General features: G+C 37.7%; 15 protein-coding genes and 2 pseudogenes. 16 read left to right on the forward strand and 1 reads right to left on the reverse strand.

The genetic code is table 11. The features are described 5' to 3' along the window. Positions 1–338 precede the first annotated feature (338 nt). The 7 genes and pseudogenes from SMA_RS03585 (at position 339) to SMA_RS11960 (ending at position 8,144) form a co-directional block, all read left to right on the forward strand. Positions 339–602 (forward strand): phosphocarrier protein HPr, encoded by a 264-nt coding sequence (locus SMA_RS03585; RefSeq protein ID WP_014294263.1) that lies wholly within the window; start codon positions 339–341, stop codon positions 600–602. A 4-nt stretch (positions 603–606) separates the two neighbouring features. Then, the gene (gene ptsP / locus SMA_RS03590) at positions 607–2,340 is read left to right on the forward strand and encodes a phosphoenolpyruvate--protein phosphotransferase (RefSeq protein WP_014294264.1); all 1,734 of its coding nucleotides are present in this window, start codon (positions 607–609) and stop codon (positions 2,338–2,340) included. A gap of 401 nt (positions 2,341–2,741) precedes the next feature. Beyond that, positions 2,742–4,172, forward strand: coding sequence for an NADP-dependent glyceraldehyde-3-phosphate dehydrogenase (locus SMA_RS03595; protein WP_014294265.1), 1,431 nt, complete (start codon positions 2,742–2,744; stop codon positions 4,170–4,172). A 162-nt stretch (positions 4,173–4,334) separates the two neighbouring features. Beyond that, positions 4,335–5,591, forward strand: a pseudogene (locus SMA_RS03600) (ISL3 family transposase). 217 nt (positions 5,592–5,808) lie between these two features. Beyond that, positions 5,809–6,926, forward strand: a pseudogene (locus SMA_RS03605) (phosphoenolpyruvate carboxykinase (ATP)); the annotation flags it as partial. Positions 6,927–7,302: 376 nt separating this feature from the next. Next, positions 7,303–7,587, forward strand: a complete 285-nt coding sequence (locus SMA_RS11955; protein ID WP_014294270.1) for a YSIRK-type signal peptide-containing protein — start codon at positions 7,303–7,305, stop codon at positions 7,585–7,587. Continuing rightward, on the forward strand, positions 7,578–8,144 hold the full coding sequence (locus SMA_RS11960; RefSeq protein ID WP_014294271.1) for a hypothetical protein: 567 nt from the start codon (positions 7,578–7,580) through the stop codon (positions 8,142–8,144). The genes SMA_RS11955 and SMA_RS11960 overlap by 10 nt, the downstream gene beginning before the upstream one ends. Before the next feature lie 62 nt (positions 8,145–8,206). Here the strand turns inward: SMA_RS11960 and SMA_RS03620 are convergent, their stop codons facing one another. Beyond that, positions 8,207–9,292, reverse strand: a complete 1,086-nt coding sequence (locus SMA_RS03620) for a DEAD/DEAH box helicase (protein ID WP_014294272.1) — start codon at positions 9,290–9,292, stop codon at positions 8,207–8,209. A gap of 151 nt (positions 9,293–9,443) precedes the next feature. On the opposite strand from SMA_RS03620, the gene udk reads away from it, so the two are divergent. The 9 genes from udk to SMA_RS10850 all read left to right on the forward strand — a co-directional run bounded on the left by udk (position 9,444) and on the right by SMA_RS10850 (position 19,148). Next, entirely contained in the window at positions 9,444–10,064 is a 621-nt protein-coding gene (gene udk / locus SMA_RS03625) for a uridine kinase (RefSeq protein ID WP_014294273.1), read from the forward strand. Between the two features lie 379 nt (positions 10,065–10,443). After that, positions 10,444–12,006, forward strand: coding sequence for a 2-isopropylmalate synthase (locus tag SMA_RS03630; RefSeq protein ID WP_014294274.1), 1,563 nt, complete (start codon positions 10,444–10,446; stop codon positions 12,004–12,006). A gap of 50 nt (positions 12,007–12,056) precedes the next feature. Further along, positions 12,057–13,094: a 3-isopropylmalate dehydrogenase gene (leuB, locus tag SMA_RS03635; RefSeq protein WP_014294275.1), complete on the forward strand. Its 1,038-nt coding sequence runs from the start codon at positions 12,057–12,059 to the stop codon at positions 13,092–13,094. Further along, positions 13,091–13,369 carry a DUF1294 domain-containing protein gene (locus SMA_RS03640; RefSeq protein WP_014294276.1) on the forward strand — a complete coding sequence of 93 codons (279 nt, stop codon included), beginning with the start codon at positions 13,091–13,093 and terminating at the stop codon, positions 13,367–13,369. Before leuB ends, SMA_RS03640 begins: the two co-directional genes overlap by 4 nt. A 45-nt stretch (positions 13,370–13,414) precedes the next feature. Next, positions 13,415–14,803 carry a 3-isopropylmalate dehydratase large subunit gene (leuC, locus tag SMA_RS03645; protein WP_014294277.1) on the forward strand — a complete coding sequence of 463 codons (1,389 nt, stop codon included), beginning with the start codon at positions 13,415–13,417 and terminating at the stop codon, positions 14,801–14,803. Between the two features lie 12 nt (positions 14,804–14,815). Then, entirely contained in the window at positions 14,816–15,406 is a 591-nt protein-coding gene (leuD, locus tag SMA_RS03650) for a 3-isopropylmalate dehydratase small subunit (RefSeq protein WP_014294278.1), read from the forward strand. 149 nt (positions 15,407–15,555) lie between these two features. Further along, on the forward strand, positions 15,556–16,053 hold the full coding sequence (gene msrC / locus SMA_RS03655) for a free L-methionine (R)-S-oxide reductase MsrC (RefSeq protein ID WP_014294279.1): 498 nt from the start codon (positions 15,556–15,558) through the stop codon (positions 16,051–16,053). Next, a complete protein-coding gene (gene dnaX / locus SMA_RS03660) occupies positions 16,053–17,732 on the forward strand; it encodes a DNA polymerase III subunit gamma/tau (RefSeq protein ID WP_014294280.1) in 1,680 nt (559 codons plus the stop codon). The genes msrC and dnaX overlap by 1 nt, the downstream gene beginning before the upstream one ends. Positions 17,733–17,799: 67 nt before the next feature. Then, positions 17,800–19,148, forward strand: a protein-coding gene (locus SMA_RS10850; protein WP_115266054.1) for an IS3 family transposase whose coding sequence is annotated in 2 segments (ribosomal slippage) — positions 17,800–18,241 and positions 18,241–19,148 — 1,350 coding nt in all. Because the reading frame shifts where the segments join, the coding sequence is not laid out codon by codon here. Positions 19,149–19,291: the final 143 nt, after the last annotated feature.

Below are 19,291 nucleotides of genomic sequence, written 5' to 3' on the forward strand. Positions count from 1 at the left end.
CTTCCATAAAAACAAAGAAAATGAATTAAAACTTTTATATCGCTTACCATGACATTTTTCTGATTTTCATTATACCACAGAAAAAAGAGAATTTATTTTATAATGTTTATTTGATAGATACTTTTATTAATTTCTATACGACAACGCTCAAAAATGCCTCTAAATCAGTTTTTTAGTAGGTGTTGCAAATAAGCAAAATCAAAAGAAATATCAGAAAAGAAAGCGCGCACAAAAACGTGTAAGTATTGAAATAAAAATAGGAATATGCTATAATCATGTCTTGTAAGGGTTATCATATGATAATTCGAAAAAATACAAATAAAAAGGAGAACCATAACATGGCTTCAAAAGATTTTCACATTATTGCAGAAACAGGCATTCACGCACGTCCAGCTACTTTGCTTGTTCAAACAGCTAGCAAATTTGCTTCAGACATCACTCTTGAGTACAAAGGTAAAGCTGTAAATCTTAAATCTATCATGGGTGTTATGAGCCTTGGTGTTGGTCAAGGTGCTGACGTTACTATCTCTGCTGAAGGTGCAGACGCAGACGACGCACTTGCAGCAATCGAAGAAACAATGACTAAAGAAGGATTGGCTTAATAAAATGACAGAAATGCTTAAAGGAATTGCCGCATCTGATGGTGTTGCTGTTGCTAAAGCGTATCTACTCGTTCAACCGGATTTGTCATTTGAAACTGTTACAGTTGAAGATACAAGTGCAGAAGAAGCTCGCCTAGATGCCGCATTAAAAGCATCACAAGACGAGCTTTCTGTTATTCGTGAGAAAGCAGTAGAAACACTAGGTGAAGAAGCAGCTGCCGTGTTTGATGCACACTTGATGGTTCTTTCTGACCCAGAAATGATCAGCCAAATCAAAGAAACTATCCGTGCAAAACAAACGAATGCAGAAGCAGGTCTTAAAGAAGTGACTGATATGTTTATCACTATCTTTGAAGGAATGGAAGATAACCCATACATGCAAGAACGTGCAGCGGATATCCGTGACGTTTCAAAACGTGTATTGGCACACCTTATCGGTGTTAAACTTCCAAATCCTGCAACTATTGATGAAGAATCAATTGTTATTGCACACGACTTGACACCATCTGATACTGCTCAATTAAACAAACAATTTGTAAAAGCCTTTGTTACTGACATTGGTGGACGTACAAGTCACTCAGCTATCATGGCACGTACTCTTGAAATCCCGGCTGTTCTTGGAACAAACAATATCACAAGTCGTGTTAAAGATGGTGACATCGTAGCAGTAAATGGTATCACAGGTGACGTGATTATCAACCCAACAGAAGAAGAAATTGCTGAATTTAAAGCAGCTGGTGAAGCATACGCTAAACAAAAAGCTGAATGGGCTCTTCTTAAAGACGCTGAAACAGTAACAGCTGATGGTAAACACTTCGAATTGGCAGCTAACATCGGAACACCTAAAGACGTTGAAGGTGTTAATGCTAATGGTGCAGAAGCAGTTGGTCTTTATCGTACTGAATTCTTGTATATGGATTCACAAGATTTCCCAACTGAAGATGAACAATATGAAGCATACAAGGCTGTTCTTGAAGGCATGAGTGGTAAACCAGTTGTGGTTCGTACTATGGATATCGGTGGGGATAAAGACCTTCCATACTTTGACCTTCCAAAAGAAATGAACCCATTCCTTGGATTCCGTGCACTTCGTATTTCTATCTCAGAAACAGGAAATGCAATGTTCCGCACACAAATTCGTGCACTTCTTCGTGCATCTGTTCACGGACAACTTCGTATTATGTTCCCAATGGTTGCACTTCTTAAAGAATTCCGTGCTGCTAAAGCAATCTTTGATGAAGAAAAAGCTAACCTTAAAGCTGAAGGTGTTGCAGTGGCAGATGATATCCAAGTAGGTATCATGATTGAAATCCCAGCAGCAGCTATGCTTGCTGACCAATTTGCAAAAGAAGTTGACTTCTTCTCAATTGGTACAAACGACCTTATTCAATACACTATGGCCGCTGACCGTATGAACGAACAAGTTTCATACCTTTACCAACCATATAACCCATCTATCCTTCGTTTGATTAATAATGTTATCAAAGCAGCACACGCTGAAGGTAAATGGGCTGGTATGTGTGGTGAAATGGCTGGTGACCAGAAAGCTGTTCCGCTTCTTGTAGGAATGGGACTTGATGAGTTCTCTATGTCAGCTACATCAATTCTTCGTACACGTAGCCTTATGAAGAAACTTGATACATCTAAAATGCAAGAATATGCAAATCGCGCTCTTACAGAATGCTCAACGATGGAAGAAGTTCTTGAGCTTAGCAAAGAATACGTTGATTTCGATTAATTGTGTTTAATATTATCAGAAAGAGTTTGGACTATTTTCTCCGAACTCTTTCTTAATTTTACGGATAGATATGTAGTGGTTTTCCTGTCACTTTAGTTTAGCTAATAGCTGAAAAATCAGCTTTTGTCGGGACTACTGATTTTTAAAGGCTTATGAATAGAATATTCACTGGAGAATTTATGTTTAAAACAAAATCCTTGACTTGGAGTGTACTCTAAATTGTACAATACAGATGAAATTCGTATTTTACCACGAAAAACTTTATTCAATAAATTTATTAATATGAAAATTTGATATTGCAAAGTTTTTGTCTTAATTTTCTGAATTTTTTTCGTGTTAAAATATTGAAAAAAGTAGAAAAAGTGATAAAATGGAATTATACATTTAAAAGGAGATATAGCTTGACTAAACAATATAAAAACTATGTCAATGGAGAGTGGAAACTTTCTAAAGAAGAAATTAAAATTTATGCTCCTGCCACAGGTGAAGAACTCGGTTCTGTACCTGCAATGAGCCATGAAGAAGTTGATTACGTTTATGCTTCTGCAAAAGCCGCTCAAAAAGAATGGCGTGCGCTTTCATACGTAGAACGTGCAGCTTACCTTCATAAAGCAGCGGATATTTTAGTGCGTGATGCTGAAAAAATCGGTGCTGTACTTTCAAAAGAAATTGCTAAAGGTTACAAATCAGCAGTAGGTGAAGTTATCCGTACAGCTGAAATCATTAATTATGCTGCTGAAGAAGGTATCCGTCTTGAAGGTGAAGTCCTTGAAGGTGGAAGCTTTGAAGCAGCAAGCAAGAAGAAAATCGCTATTGTTCGTCGCGAACCAGTAGGATTGGTACTTGCTATCTCACCATTTAACTATCCAATTAACCTTGCAGGTTCTAAGATTGCTCCTGCCCTTATTTCAGGGAATGTTGTTGCCCTTAAACCACCTACGCAAGGTTCTATTTCAGGTCTTCTTTTGGCTGAAGCTTTCGCTGAAGCTGGACTTCCAGCTGGTGTATTCAACACAATTACAGGACGTGGTTCAGTAATCGGTGACTACATCGCTGAACACAAAGCTGTTAACTACATCAACTTCACAGGTTCTACACCAGTAGGTGAACACATCGGTAAATTGGCTGGTATGCGTCCAATTATGCTTGAACTTGGTGGTAAAGACTCAGCTATCGTTCTTGAAGATGCTGACCTTGACTTGGCTGCTAAAAACATCGTTGCTGGTGCTTACGGTTACTCAGGTCAACGTTGTACAGCCGTTAAACGTGTCCTTGTTATGGATAGCGTTGCAGATAAATTGGTTGCCAAAGTTTCAGAACTTGTTAAAGATTTGACTGTTGGTATGCCTGAAGATGATGCTGATATTACTCCGCTTATCGATACAAAAGCTGCTGACTATGTTGAAGGTCTTATCAAAGACGCTCAAGACAAAGGTGCTAAAGAAGTTATTTCATTCAAACGTGAAGGTAACCTTATTAGTCCAGTATTGTTTGACAATGTAACAACTGATATGCGTTTGGCTTGGGAAGAACCATTTGGTCCAGTCCTTCCAGTTATCCGTGTTAATTCAGTAGAAGAAGCTGTCGAAATTTCAAATAAATCTGAATACGGTCTTCAAGCAGCAGTATTTACAAATAACTTCCCATTAGCATTCAAGATTGCTGAACAACTTGAAGTGGGTACTGTTCACATCAACAACAAAACACAACGTGGTACAGATAACTTCCCATTCCTTGGTGCTAAGAAATCTGGTGCTGGAATACAAGGTTTGAAATACTCTATTGAAGCAATGACTACTGTTAAATCTACAGTATTTGATATTGCAAAATAATTCTTGATGAAGGTTAGAACGGTCCTGTTCTGACTTTTTTTGGCTCTATAATTTCTGTAGTGGGTAAATCCCCCACAGAGATTATGGAGCTTTTTCAGTGTATCAAAAAAGCCCCATAAGACTTATAATGAAAAGCGACTAAACCATCATTAGGAACACCTTATGGAACAACTTAAGAATACCACAGAACTCATCGGATTAAAAGATAAAAATATTAAAATCAAGACGGTTTTTAAGGCTGATACCCACATCACGATTGAGGCTAGCCTAGACTATCAGCCTCCACTCTGCCCTCACTGCAAAAGTCAGATGAGCAAGTATGACTTTCAACGAGCCTCTACCATCCCAATCCTTGACGTCCAAGGCATACCAACGGCTCTCAAACTCAAGAAGCGACGCTTTCAATGTAAGGGCTGTCGTCGTGTGACGGTTTCTGAGACTAGCTTAGTCAAGAAACATTGCCAAATCTCAAAGCCTGTCCGCCAGAAAATCACACAATACCATACCGAAAAGTTAACTAATACTGCCATCGCTAAGAGACTCCACCTTTCAGTATCTCTTGTCCAACGTCAGCTGGAAGCTTTCACCTTCAAGGAAGACTTTACTCGTCTTCCTGAGGTTCTATCAGTAGATGAATTTTCTCGAAACAAGGGATAACTAGCTTTCATTGCTCAAGATTTTGAAACCAGAAAAATTGTCACTCTCCTTGAAAACAACCGACAAACCACCATCAAAAACTACTTTTATCGCTATCCTAGAGCTGTTCGTGAGGCGGTTAAAGTCGTTGCTGTGGACATGTCTGGGTCTTATATTCCAATCCTGAAACAGCTATTTCCTAAAGCCAAAATCGTGCTCGACCGCTTCCATATTGTCCAACACCTTGGCAGAGCTATGATGAGCACTCGAATTACCATCATGAAGAGCTTTGATAAAAAGTCTCTCCCTTATCGAGCTATGAAAAATCACTGGAAAATACTCCAGAAAGACAGTCGCAAACTTTCTGATAAACGCTTTTATTTACGAACCTTTAGCCAAACCTTGACTCCAAAAGAAATTGTTAAGAAAATTCTAGATTTATCGGACGAATTCCGTTATTACTATGAGCTGTATCAACTCTTATTATTCCATTTTCAAGAGAAGAATACCGACCATTTTATGGCGCTGATTGACGACAACCTTCCCTTTGTCAATCCTGTATTTACCACTGTCTTTAAGACCTTCAAGAAATACAAATCCTACATTGCAAACGCCCTGGAGCTCCCTTATTCTAACGCTAAGCTAGAAGCCACTAACAAACTCATCAAGGACATTAAGCGTCAAGCTTTCGGCTTTCGAAACTTCAAAAACTTTAAAACTAAAATTCTCATCGCTTTGAACATCAAAATAGAGAGAACCAATCTGATTCTCTCTAGATGTTAGTGATAAGTCACCCACTACAGTTGACAATGAGCCCTTTTTTTAGTTTAAAAATATGGTTACAAATTGTGTTCTTCATGAAAATTTTTATAAATTTTTTCTTTTTTGCAATGGTTTTACACTTTTGATTATAAAAGCGTATTTAATTACGATAAAATAAGGGTAACCATACAATAGGAGGTAGAAAACGGTAACACGTAATCAATTTTCAACTTTAGAAATGCGTAAAGCAAGTCCATATTTTTCTGCATTAAAAACTATTGTCGAAACAGCATTTTATGAGAATCAGGTCTTTTCAATTAAGACTTTAGAAGAGGCTTATCAATTGGCATCGAATGCTGCTGGTACAGTGATTTTGGACATGCCTATCATTCATACGAAGGAACTTGGCTTGCCGTCCTATGCTCGAGTTTTATTGACAAATTCGGGAGCTGTGGTTGGTAGAACAGCTAAGGCACGTCGTATTTATGGCTTGGATTCAGATGAAGATGAGCGCTTGTTATCCATTGTGCGAAGTGCGGTTTATCAAGCCCATAGTCGCAAATTCTATAAAGCAGATGCTATTGTTGGTTTGGATGAAGAGTTTATGGTGCGTGCACATTTGATGGTGCCTGAGGAAGAAATCAACAATCTCTATTCATGGTTGCTTAATTTTCAGATTTTAGATGAAGAATTTAAAAATCGTTTAAAAGTTTCTAAACGGTAAGATGAAGATGATATTTTTGTCTTTTTTGATCCTAAATGGTCTCATCCAGATTATCCAGATGGTTTAGCTTATTTTGACACGAATCACAATTGTGTGTCTATTTTAGGTATGAATTATTTTGGAGAATTGAAAAAAGCGACATTAATGTTGGCTTGGGGAACAGCTGCGCGCAATGGCTATGTTTCTTGCCACGGTGGTTTGAAAATTTACCAAGGAAAAGAGGAAAAAATGATTATGTTGCCTCTTTCTTTGGCTTGTCTGGTTCATGAAAATCAACGTTGATTCATGTTAAGCATAATGGAAAATACGATATCAAAGTGTTACATGACGATGCCTTTATTATTTCCGAAAAAGATGGCTCATCCATTGCGCTAGAACCGTCTTATTTTGATAAGACCAACGATTATCCAACGGGACACCCAGAGCAAGACTTTTTCGTGACTGTTCAAAATTGTGGTGTGACGTTAGATGATAATGGTCGTAAAAAATTGATGACCGAGGATATTCGTAATGGGAACGGACGTACCGTAAAATCACGTTTTGCAACGCCAAATCGTGTTGACCATATCGAGGAGCCAATTAATGCTATTTTTTGGATTATGAAAGACGATTCATTGCCACCTTTAATCAAAACAATCCTAAACTAGCTCTGTCTGTTGAAGCTATCTCACGTTTGGAACGAGTGATTAACAATCTAAAATAAGGTCATATTCTTACAAAACTATTTATTCGGTGAAAAAGACTCCTAGCGGGTACTTTTTTTGATGCCTTTTTAATAAAAATACAATTTTAACTAATAATTATAAATAAGGTAATCCCTAGTATTTATAACATTATTTGTCAATAAATCTGACTATAAATATTTTTTATATATATACCTATAATTATAAAACATGGTAAGAATAAAAGAATTTTCAGAAAAAATATTGTTCTTTAAAAAACTTGTGTTTTAATGTTTTTTATATTGACGAGCCGTCAATATAAAATAACCATTTTGGGAGGTTTATTATGAATAAGAAAAAGAGATTCTCTTTTAGGAAGTACAAGGTCGGACTGGTTTCAGTCCTCGTAGGAGCTGTCTTTTTTGCAGTAGGTACAGGTCGTGTTTCGGCTGATGAGTTGTCAAAAGCAGCGGGAGTAAGTCAAACAGACCCTGCTTCTAATATTGAGCAAGTGGTGCAGGCAACAGAAAGTTCAAGCACAGCTGATTTTGCTCAAGCGGCATCAGTAGAATCGACGACTGAAGCAAGTAGTGTTGAAAGCACAGTGCAACAGCAGATGAAGTGGCATTAGCTTCTAAAACGCAGAAGACAGTATCAGAAGAACTTTCTAGCCCAGCTGCTACATCAGAAGCGACTGCTGTTGGTAATGTGGCTAATGCGCAAAATAGTGGTGTTTCGAGTGAAGTTGCTGAAGAAATAGCACAAGATGTTGAAACATCTGCAGCAAGTGTTTCTAGTGAAGTGGTTACTGAAGTGACAGAAAAAGCTCTAGACGGTCAAGAAATTATCGAGGACACTGATGTTCTAAAAGAAGAATCTCTCATTCCTGAAGAGATTATCAAACCAGAAACACCACCGAAAGTGGGACCGCAGGTTAGTGAAAACGAGAAAGGAGGAGAGGTAGCTGCCCTAGGGGTCGTAACCGTTCATAAAGAAGTTAAAGCTTCAACTCCTGCTAAACCTTTGGCAAGTTCAAAAGCGACCGACGAGCTCCCTCAAACGTCAAACGTTATACAAAATTATCTTCTTGCTCTCGACTTTGCTTTAGTGACACTAACAGCAGGTATCTGGAAACGAAGAAAAGTCCTAAAGACTAATAAATTTAAGTTTAGTCATCCCTTCCTCTAACAAAAAGCACATCTGAAAGAGAAAATTCTTAATCGGGTGTGCTTTTTGAGTGTATTGAACGCTTATTTTTTCAAATGAAGTTCTTGATTTTTAAGATAAACTTCTGAGACTTGAGCGTATTTTTTTAGTTTTTTCAATTCTTCTTTGTGCGTAATGAAAGTAATAACAACGCCAGCTTTTCCCATACGTCCAGTTCTTCCTGTACGATGAGTATAGACTTCTTTATCACGAGCAAGGTCAAAATTGATAACGTATTCGAGATTTTCAATATCAATCCCACGGGCAACTAAATCAGTTGCCAACAGTAGTGAAATGTCATGATTTTTGAATTTTTCAAGAATGACTTTACGGAATTTGACATTAATATCAGACGCCAAAGAAACAGCAGAAACACGATTAAATTGGAGACGTTCTTCAGCAGCTCCTAAATCTGAAAGACTGTTGAAAAAGACCAAACCACGAAATTCTGGAATATTTGAAAATTTGCGGAGTAATTCAAGGCGGTCACGTTTATCGACGGTAATGTAATAATGAGCGATTTGTTCCAGCTTTTGGTCAGACAAATCAATCGTCAACGTATTTTCAGCGAGTGCGTCAGCATCAACTTTATTGGTTGCACTCATGTAAACCATTTGGTGGTCACGTGGAACACGGTTGATGATATTTTCAACAAAATGATATTGAGAGTCACCTAGCAATTCATCAAATTCATCCAAAACGATTGTGTCAACGTTCATCATTTTGATTTTTTTGAGCTTGACTAACTCGAAAACACGCCCAGGTGTTCCGATAAGAATTTCTGGACCTTTTTTCAAACGTTCGATTTGACGTTTTTGACTAGAACCAGAAATGAATAGCTGTGCTGTAAGATTTAGAGGCTCAGCCCATGTTTTAGTTACCTCAAAAATTTGCCCTGCTAGTTCGGTATTTGGTGCTAAAATCAATAATTGTTGTGATTTTTTTGGTGTCACGTTTAAAAGTGTTGAGAAAAGATAAGCTAGTGTCTTACCTGTACCAGTTGGGCTGACACCAAGGACATTATCACCTTGTGAAATAGGCTCGAAAATTTGTTTTTGAATAGCTGTTAGCTCGCTAAATTTCAGACTAGCTAACTGCTCTTGCCAGACTTGTGGAAATTGTGAAATCATAATTTTCCTTTTCTATGTTTGTAATCTTCACCTATTATAACATAGAAAGAGAATCTTTTTTATTTCGTGAATAAGTAAGAGTTTTCAGTATTTAAAAAATGGTAAAAATGTAGTAGAATAGATAAGAAATATTTTTGATTTGGAGTAATAAATGCGTAAAAAACCTATTATTATTGGTGTGACTGGTGGCTCTGGTGGTGGAAAAACCAGTGTTTCAAAGGCTATTTTGGCGAATTTTAAAGACCAAAAGATTGCGATGATTCAACATGATTCTTACTATAAAGACCAAAGTCATCTGACGTTTGAAGAACGCGTGTCAACAAATTATGACCACCCACTTGCTTTTGATACGGATTTGATGATTGAACACATCAATGAACTCATTGCAGGGCGTTCTGTTGACATTCCAATTTATGATTACACACAACATACGCGTAGCGAAAAAACATATCGCCAAGAACCACAAGATGTTTTTATTGTCGAAGGAATCTTGGTTCTTGAAGATAAGCGCCTCCGTGATTTAATGGATATTAAATTATTTGTTGATACCGATGACGATATCCGTATTATTCGCCGTATCAAACGTGATATGGAAGAACGTGGACGTAGCCTTGACAGCGTTATTGACCAATACACATCAGTTGTTAAGCCAATGTACCACCAATTCATCGAATCAACAAAACGTTATGCAGACATTATCATCCCAGAAGGATCATCAAACGTTGTCGCTATCGATCTTATCAACACTAAAATCGCAACTATTTTAGAATGATTTGTAGTGAATAGAAAAAGACACTGAGCTAAGTTTGGTGTCTTTTTCTAACAAATCAACAGAAAAAAGTCTCTTTTTCAGCTAAGTTATCAACTATTTTGTAAAAATCTCAGAAATTATTCAGAAAATTTATTTTATTTTGATTATTCTGTTGACTTTTATTCTAGAAAAGAGTATTATGTAAAAAACGAAAAACATCGAAGGGAATTAAGTCAATGACATTCGCAAATATGACAGTCTTGCTATTGCGTAATGAGGGCTAGTGCATGAAAGCATTAGTCCTGTTTGGCTTACCAAGCGGGATAAAAACATCTCGCTTGTCCGTGAGATGTTTTTATTTTTATCTTAATGCTTTTGTTAATATTAGAAAGAGGTTACTATGCGTAAAGTTGGATTCCTTGATACCACTCTTCGTGATGGTGAACAAACGCCAGGCGTTAATTTTTCAATCAAAGAAAAAGTAGCAATTGCCAAACAGCTTGAAAAATGGGGTATTGCTTCAATTGAAGCTGGTTTTCCAGCAGCTAGTCCTGATTCATTTGAAGCGGTTCGTCAAATTTCAGCAGTAATGACAACAACTGCGGTGTCAGGTTTAGCACGTTCTGTGAAATCAGATATTGATGCTTGTTATGAAGCATTGAAAGATGCTAAATACCCACAATGTCACGTGTTCATTGCAACAAGTCCTATTCATCGTGAATATAAATTGAAAAAAACAAAAGAAGAAATTCTTGATATTATCAAAGAACATGTGACTTATGCACGCAGTAAATTTGATGTGGTCGAATTTTCTCCAGAAGATGCAACCCGTACAGAACTTGATTATCTTCTCCAAGTTGTTCAGACAGCGGTTGATGCTGGCGCAACTTACATCAATATTCCTGATACGGTTGGTTTTACAACGCCAGAGGAATATGGTAACATCTTCAAATATTTGATTGAAAATACAAAATCAGACCGCGAGATTATCTTCAGTCCACATTGTCATGATGACCTTGGAATGGCGACAGCCAACACTTTGGCAGCTATCAAAAATGGTGCTGGACGCGTTGAAGGGACAGTCAATGGTATTGGTGAACGTGCTGGAAATGTGGCACTTGAAGAGATTGCAGTAGCTCTTAATATCCGTAAAGATTATTATCAAGCGACATCTGATATTGTCCTTAACGAAACGGTCAATACGTCTGAATTGATTTCACGCTTCTCAGGAATTTCAATTCCTAAGAACAAAGCTGTGGTTGGTGGAAATGCCTTCTCACACGAATCTGGTATTCACCAAGATGGTGTGCTTAAAAATCCACTCACTTATGAAATTATCACGCCAGAGCTTGTCGGTGTCAAACACAACTCGCTTCCGCTTGGTAAACTTTCAGGTCGTCATGCTTTCATTGAAAAATTGAAAGAACTCGAACTTGCTTTCGAAGAATCAGAAATTGCAACGCTATTTGGTAAATTTAAAAAATTGGCTGATAAGAAACATGAAATTACAGACGCTGATATCAGAGCTTTGGTTGCTGGAACAGAAATTGAAAATCCAGAAGGCTTCCACTTTGGCGATTTGAAATTAACATCAAATGCTGATGATACGGTGACAGCTGAAGTGTTTATGGTAAACGCTGACGGTGAAGAAGTTGAAGTTATTGCAAATGGAAAAGGTTCTGTTGAAGCTATCTATAACGCTGTCGATAAATTTTTCAATCAAACTGTCCGCCTTCTCAGCTACACAATGGATGCTGTAACAGACGGTATTGATTCACAAGCGCGTGTGTCAGTTTCAATTGAAAATGGTGATACAGGAACAATTTTCAACGCATCTGGTATTGATTTTGACGTGCTTAAAGCAGGTGCTATTGCTTATGTCAATGCGAATGCTTTTGTTCAAAAAGAAAATGCTGGTGAAATTGGCAAAGCCGTTTCATTCCGTGATGTGCCAACTAATTAACAAGAAAGGAATTTATAGAGAAGCGACGATGTTGCTTGCGGTATCTCATTATGACGAAAAAAATTGTTACACTTGCTGGTGATGGTATTGGTCCAGAAATTATGGCAGCGGGCTTAGAAGTCCTTGAAGCTGTGGCTTCAAAAATTAATTTTGATTATGACATTGGTGCAAAACCTTTTGGTGGCGCAGGAATTGATGCCAGTGGTCATCCACTACCAAAAGAAACTTTGGATGCGGCAAAATCAGCCGATGCGATTTTATTAGCTGCCATTGGTGGTCCAAAGTATGATAACACTACTGTTCGTCCAGAACAAGGCTTGCTTGCCATTCGTAAGGAATTAAATTTGTTCGCAAATATCAGACCTGTTCGTATCTTTGATGCTTTGAAACACTTATCGCCTTTGAAACCTGAAGGGATTGAAGGAGTTGACTTTGTTGTTGTCCGTGAGTTAACAGGAGGTATCTATTTTGGTGAACATCAGTTACAAGATGAATCAGCACGTGATATCAATGACTATTCAGCGCAGGAAATCCGCCGTATTATTCGCAAGGCATTTGAATTGGCACGACTTCGCGGCAAAAAAGTGACAAGCATTGATAAACAAAATGTCTTGGCAACTTCAAAATTATGGCGTAAAGTTGCTGAAGAAGTAGCCTTAGATTTTCCAGATGTCACGTTGGAACATCAATTGGTGGATAGCGCAGCCATGATTATGATTACAAATCCATCACGCTTTGACGTTGTGGTTACGGAAAATCTTTTTGGTGATATTTTGTCTGATGAATCAAGCGTGCTTCCAGGCACACTTGGTGTTATGCCATCAGCTAGCCATTCAGAAAATGGACCAAGCCTTTATGAGCCGATTCACGGTTCAGCTCCAGATATTGCTGGACAAGGCATTGCCAATCCTGTCAGCATGATTTTATCTGTTGCCATGATGTTGCGTGAAAGTTTCGGTGAAGTAGCTGGCGCAGACCTCATTGAAAATGCGGTTGATAAGACATTTAATCAAGGCATTTTAACACGTGATTTAGGCGGTAAAGCTTCAACAGCTGAAATGACCGCAGCTATTATTGCAAATCTATGACTTTAAAAGAATTAGCACTTCTCATTTTCGTTTTGTGGAATGTTTTGACCTTTCTGACTTATGGTATGGATAAAAAGAAAGCAGAGCATGGACATTGGCGAATTCCAGAGAAAACATTGCTTTTAGAAAGTATCTTATTTGGTGGAATCGGTTCTTTTCTTGGTGGAAAAATCTTTCATCATAAAACTTTGAAATGGTACTTTAAAGCTTGTTGGTATTTGGGAATGGTGATTGATATTGCAGTTTTATACTGGTATATCGTCATTTGGAAATAGTAGCTAACTAGAAAATGAAATAGTGAGAAGAATTTGGAGGATGAAATGAGCGGAAAATCGATTTTTGATAAGCTTTGGGAACGCCATGTGATTACTGGTGAAGAAGGCAAACCACAGCTTATGTATGTTGACCAGCATTATATTCATGAAGTAACAAGTCCGCAGGCATTCCAAGGACTTAGAGATGCAGGTCGTAAAGTACGTCGCCCAGATTTAACATTTGGAACGACTGACCACAATGTTCCAACGGTAGATATTTTAAATATTCGCGACTTGGTGTCAAAAAATCAAATTGATACCCTTGCTCGAAATGTTAAAGACTTTGGTATTGATGCGGCAACACATGGAACAGAACGCCAAGGGATTGTTCATATGGTAGGTCCAGAAACAGGACGTAGTCAACCTGGTAAATTTGTTGTCTGCGGAGACAGCCATACGGCAACTCACGGTGCTTTTGGGGCAATTGCCTTTGGTATTGGAACATCTGAAGTGGAGCACGTTTTTGCAACACAGTGCATTTGGCAAGTAAAACCGAAGAAAATGAAAGTTGAATTTGTCGGTAAACCACAAAAAGGTGTTTATTCAAAAGACTTTATCCTTACTTTGATTGCTCAATATGGTGTTGATGCTGGTGTAGGCTATGCAGTTGAGTATTGTGGTGAAGCCATTGATGCTCTCTCAATGGACGAACGCATGACCATTGCAAACATGTCGATTGAATTTGGAGCAAAAATGGGCTTGATGAATCCAGACCAAAAGACCTTTGATTACGTTAAAGGTCGTGAAGCGGCGCCTAAAGGTGATAAATTCGAGCAAGCGGTCGAAGATTGGAAAACATTGGTTTCTGACCCTGATGCCGAATATGATAAAGTTATTACCATTGATGTTTCAGAATTGGCACCAATGGTGACTTGGGGAACAAACCCTGAAATGGGTGTTGAATTTGGCAAGCCATTCCCAGAAATCAAAGACATGAATGATGAACGTGCTTATCATTATATGGACATTAAGCCTGGTGATAAAGCTGAAGATATTGATTTGGGTTATGTTTTCATTGGTTCTTGTACCAATGCGCGTTTATCAGACCTTGAATTAGCAGCTAAGATTGTTAAAGGCAAACATATTTCACCAAATCTGACAGCTATTGTTGTTCCTGGTTCTCGTCCTGTTAAGAAAGAAGCAGAGCGACTAGGGCTTGATAAAATTTTCACGGATGCTGGTTTTGAATGGCGTGAGCCTGGTTGTTCAATGTGTCTTGGAATGAACCCAGACCATGTGCCAGAAGGCGTTCATTGTGCCTCAACAAGTAATCGTAACTTTGAAGGGCGCCAAGGTTTTGGAGCACGTACACACCTTTGTAGTCCAGCTATGGCGGCAGCGGCAGCAATTGCTGGTAAATTCATCGATGTTCGCCAACTGTCAGAAGTTCAGTAAAGGAGAGAGATAATGGAAAAATTTACTGTTTACACAGGGAAATCTGTCCCTTTGATGAATGATAATATTGATACTGACCAGCTCATTCCAAAACAGTTCTTGAAGGCTGTTGATAAAAAAGGTTTTGGTAAAAATTTGCTGTTTGAGTGGCGCTATCTCAATGATAATTACGATGAAAATCCAGATTTTATCTTTAACAAACCTAAATATCGTGATGCAACGATTTTGATCTCAGGGGATAACTTTGGTTCAGGGTCATCACGTGAACACGCTGCTTGGGCCTTGGAAGATTATGGTTTTCGTTGTGTGATTGCAGGCTCATTTTCTGATATTCACTACAATAATGAATTGAAAAATGGGATGCTTCCAATTGTTCAACCTTTGGAAGTCCGTCAGAAGTTAGCTGCACTACCAGCTGGCGAAGAAATTACGATTGATTTACCAAACCAAGTCATCAAGTCATCTGCGGGAGAATTTCCGTTTGAGATTGATAGCGAGTGGAAGCGTAAACTTGTTCTTGGACTTGATGACATTGGTATCACGCTTCAATATGAAAATTTGATAGCAGCCTACGAAAAAAATCGTCCAAGTTATTGGCAATAATTTAAAGAGTAGTAGGCAAAATAACAGTTGTAGTTCATTTAATAAAATATAGAAAAAGTCTGAAATATGATTATTTCAGACTTTTTGTGGTGTTTGTTTATTCTAAGCAAAATATGACGGCAGGCTAATTTTTTGATATAATAAACCTTATGGAAAACACAAAGAAAATAGAGAATTATCAAATCATGTTAGCACAGGCGAAAGCGCTATTTGCTAACGAAAAAAATCTGCTATCAAATCTTTCAAATGCTAGCGCTCTCTTAAAGATGACTTTGCCAAATTCTGTTTTTACAGGTTTTTATTTATTTGATGGTCAGGAATTGCTTTTGGGTCCTTTTCAAGGCGGGGTATCGTGCGTTCACATTGCACTTGGAAAAGGTGTTTGTGGTGAAGCAGCAGCTAGTCAAGAAACGATAATCGTGGCAGATGTGACAAAACATGCTAATTATATTTCTTGTGATTCAGCAGCCATGAGTGAAATCGTTGTTCCTATGGTTAAAAATAACCAATTGGTGGGTGTTCTGGATTTGGACTCACGTTTAACAGATGATTATGATGCGATTGACCAAGAGTATCTTGAAAAATTTGTTACCGTACTTTTGGAAAAATCATATTGGAATTTGGATATGTTTGGAGTTGAAAAATAATGTATCAAGCACTTTATCGAAAATATCGTAGCCAAACTTTTGATGAAATGGTTGGGCAAACGGTCATTTCAACAACTTTAAAACAAGCAGTTTCTTCAGGAAAAATTAGCCATGCTTATCTATTTTCTGGTCCTCGTGGAACAGGGAAAACAAGTGCTGCTAAAATTTTTGCTAAGGCGATGAACTGCCCTAATCAAGTCAATGGCGAGCCATGTAATCATTGCGATATTTGTCGTGATATTACAAATGGTAGCCTTGAAGATGTCATTGAAATCGACGCTGCATCAAATAATGGTGTTGATGAAATTCGTGAAATTCGTGATAAATCAACCTACGCACCAAGTCGTGCAACTTATAAAGTTTACATCATTGATGAAGTGCATATGTTATCGACAGGTGCTTTTAATGCGCTTTTGAAAACGTTGGAAGAACCAACAGAAAATGTTGTTTTTATTTTAGCAACAACAGAATTGCATAAAATTCCAGCAACGATTTTATCACGTGTGCAACGATTTGAATTTAAAGCGATTAAATTAGTGGCTATTCGTGAACATTTAGCTAATATTCTTGACAAAGAAGAAATTAGCTATGAAGAAGATGCCTTGACCTTGATTGCGCGTTGTGCTGAGGGTGGAATGCGTGATGCGCTTTCGATTCTTGACCAAGCGCTTAGTTTAACACCCGATAATCATGTGTCGCTTGCTATCGCAGAAGAAATCACAGGTAGCATTTCAATGACAGCCTTAGATGATTTTGTGGCAAATGTTTTGGCAAATCAAACCAGTCAAGCTTTGGCAAATTTGGAAACTATTTTTGATAGCGGAAAGAGCATGAGTCGCTTTGCGACGGATTTGTTAAATTACTTACGTGATTTATTGGTCGTTCAAACTGGTGGTGAAAATACACATACGAGCCAAACATTCCAAGAGAATTTAGCGACTATTGAACAAAATCGTATTTTTACAATGATTGATTTGGTGACGAAAGCTTTGCCTGAGATCAAAAATGGTGTTCAACCTAAAATCTATGCTGAAATGTTAACAATTCAATTATCAGAAGCAGGAAAAGAAATTTCAACAGCACAAGTTCCAGACGGATTGTCAGATGAATTAGCAAAGCTCAAGAGTGAAATCAAAGACTTGAAAGAAGAACTTTCTAAGATTGATAGCTCAGCTCTTTCTCAAAAAACGGTAAGTCGCAAAAAATCAGTTACTGGCTTTAAGTTTAAAGTGGACCGCGTGAAGATTTTGACCATCATGGAAGAAACGATTGTTGATAGTCAGAAATCAAGGGAATATCTAGAAGCTCTTAAAGGAGCGTGGAATGAGATTTTGGATAGTATTTCTGCTCAAGACCGCGCGCTTTTGCTAGGTTCGGAGCCGGTTCTTGCCAATAGTGAAAATGCTATTTTAGCTTTTGATGCAGCTTTTAATGCGGAACAAGCCATGAAACGAACTGACCTTAACGATATGTTTGGCAACATCATGAGTAAGGCAGCAGGTTTTTCACCAAATATTTTGGCTGTTCCACGTAAAGACTTCAACAGTATCCGAACAGAATTTGCTAAAAATTTGAAAAAACAACGCAAAGAGCCAGCACAGGAAGAAGTGCAAGAAGAAAATTTTATTCCAGAAGGCTTTGATTTCCTAGCAGATAAAATTAATAAGATTGAGGATTAAAAAAGAACTTCAAATGAACTGCACCCCAAAAGTTAGACAACAAATCTAACTTTTGGGGTGTTTTTCTATGAAATTAAGTTATGAAGATAAAATTGAAATCTATCGCTTACGACAATCTGGTTGGACATGGTCTAAAATCAGTCAAACATTTAATATTAGTAAGTATAACCTTCAATACATGGTCCGTCTTATTGATATACACGGATTGGAAAGCGTTTGTAAAAGGAAAAATAGGTATTATTCTCCTGAACTAAAGCAAGAAATCATAAAAGAAGTTCTGATGAAAGGTAGGTCTCAGCTAGAGGTTTCTCTAGATTATGGATTACCAAATAAGGGAATGCTTCCTAATTGGATAGCGCAATACAAGAAAAACGGGTATACTATTCTTGAGAAATCAAGAGGGAGACCTGTAAAAATGGGACGCAAACCAAAGAAAAAACTTGAAGAAATGACTGAATTAGAGCGTCTTCAATATGAAAATGAGTACCTTAGAGCGGAGAATGCCGTACTAAAAAAGTTGAGAGAACTCCGATTGAGGGACGAAGCAAGGCTCAAAGAGCAACAGAAATCATTCAAGGACTAATCAATGTATTTGATTTAAGAATCCTACTTAATATTTTGAAGTTGTCTCGATCAACCTACTATTATCAGGTTAAACGTCTAACCCAGGTAGATAAAAACAAAGAATTAAAAGAAGCTATTCAAAATATTTATTCTGAGAACAAAGGGAGATATGGTTACCGTAGAATTCACCTCGAACTTAAAAATCGAGGCTATAAAGTTAACCATAAGAAAGTTCAACGTCTGATGACAGAACTTGGTTTGAAAGCTAGAATCCGTGCGAAACGTCGCTATAACTCTTATAAAGGTGAGGTCGGCAAGAAAGCTGATAATCTCATTAAGCGTCAATTTAAAGCTGCCCAACCACTTAAGAAGTGTTATACCGATGTAACAGAGTTTTCAATTCCTGCTAGTGATCAAAAATTGTATCTATCACCAGTTCTTGATGGCTTTAACAGTGAGATTATTGCATACAATTTATCTACCTCGCCAAACTTACAACAACTTAAAACAATGCTTTCCGAGGCTTTTCCTGAACAAACTTATCAGGACACTATTTTACATAGTGACCAAGGATGGCAATATCAACACACTTACTACCATCATTTTCTTGAGGAGCATGGAATGAGACCGTCCATGTCGCGTAAAGGAAATAGCTTAGACAACGGCATGATGGAATCTTTCTTTGGAACATTGAAGACAGAAATGTTTTATGGGTTTGAGAAGGAATTTACTTCTCTCGAAACATTGAAAACAGCTATTTCAGAATATATCAACTACTACAACACTAAACGAATCAAACTTACATTAAAAGGACTAAGTCCTGTGCAATACAGAACTCAATCCTTAACTTAAATATTTAGTCTAACATTTGGGGGTCACTTCAAAACGAAGTTCTTTTTTAATGTAGATAAACTTACTTTTTACTTAAACTAAGTTGCAAACAATTGTTGTTTCTCTGTTCGATTTTAGGATTATTTGCGAACGAAGTGAGCAAC

Origin of the sequence: Streptococcus macedonicus ACA-DC 198, assembly GCA_000283635.1 — a bacterium.
GTDB lineage: Bacteria > Bacillota > Bacilli > Lactobacillales > Streptococcaceae > Streptococcus > Streptococcus macedonicus.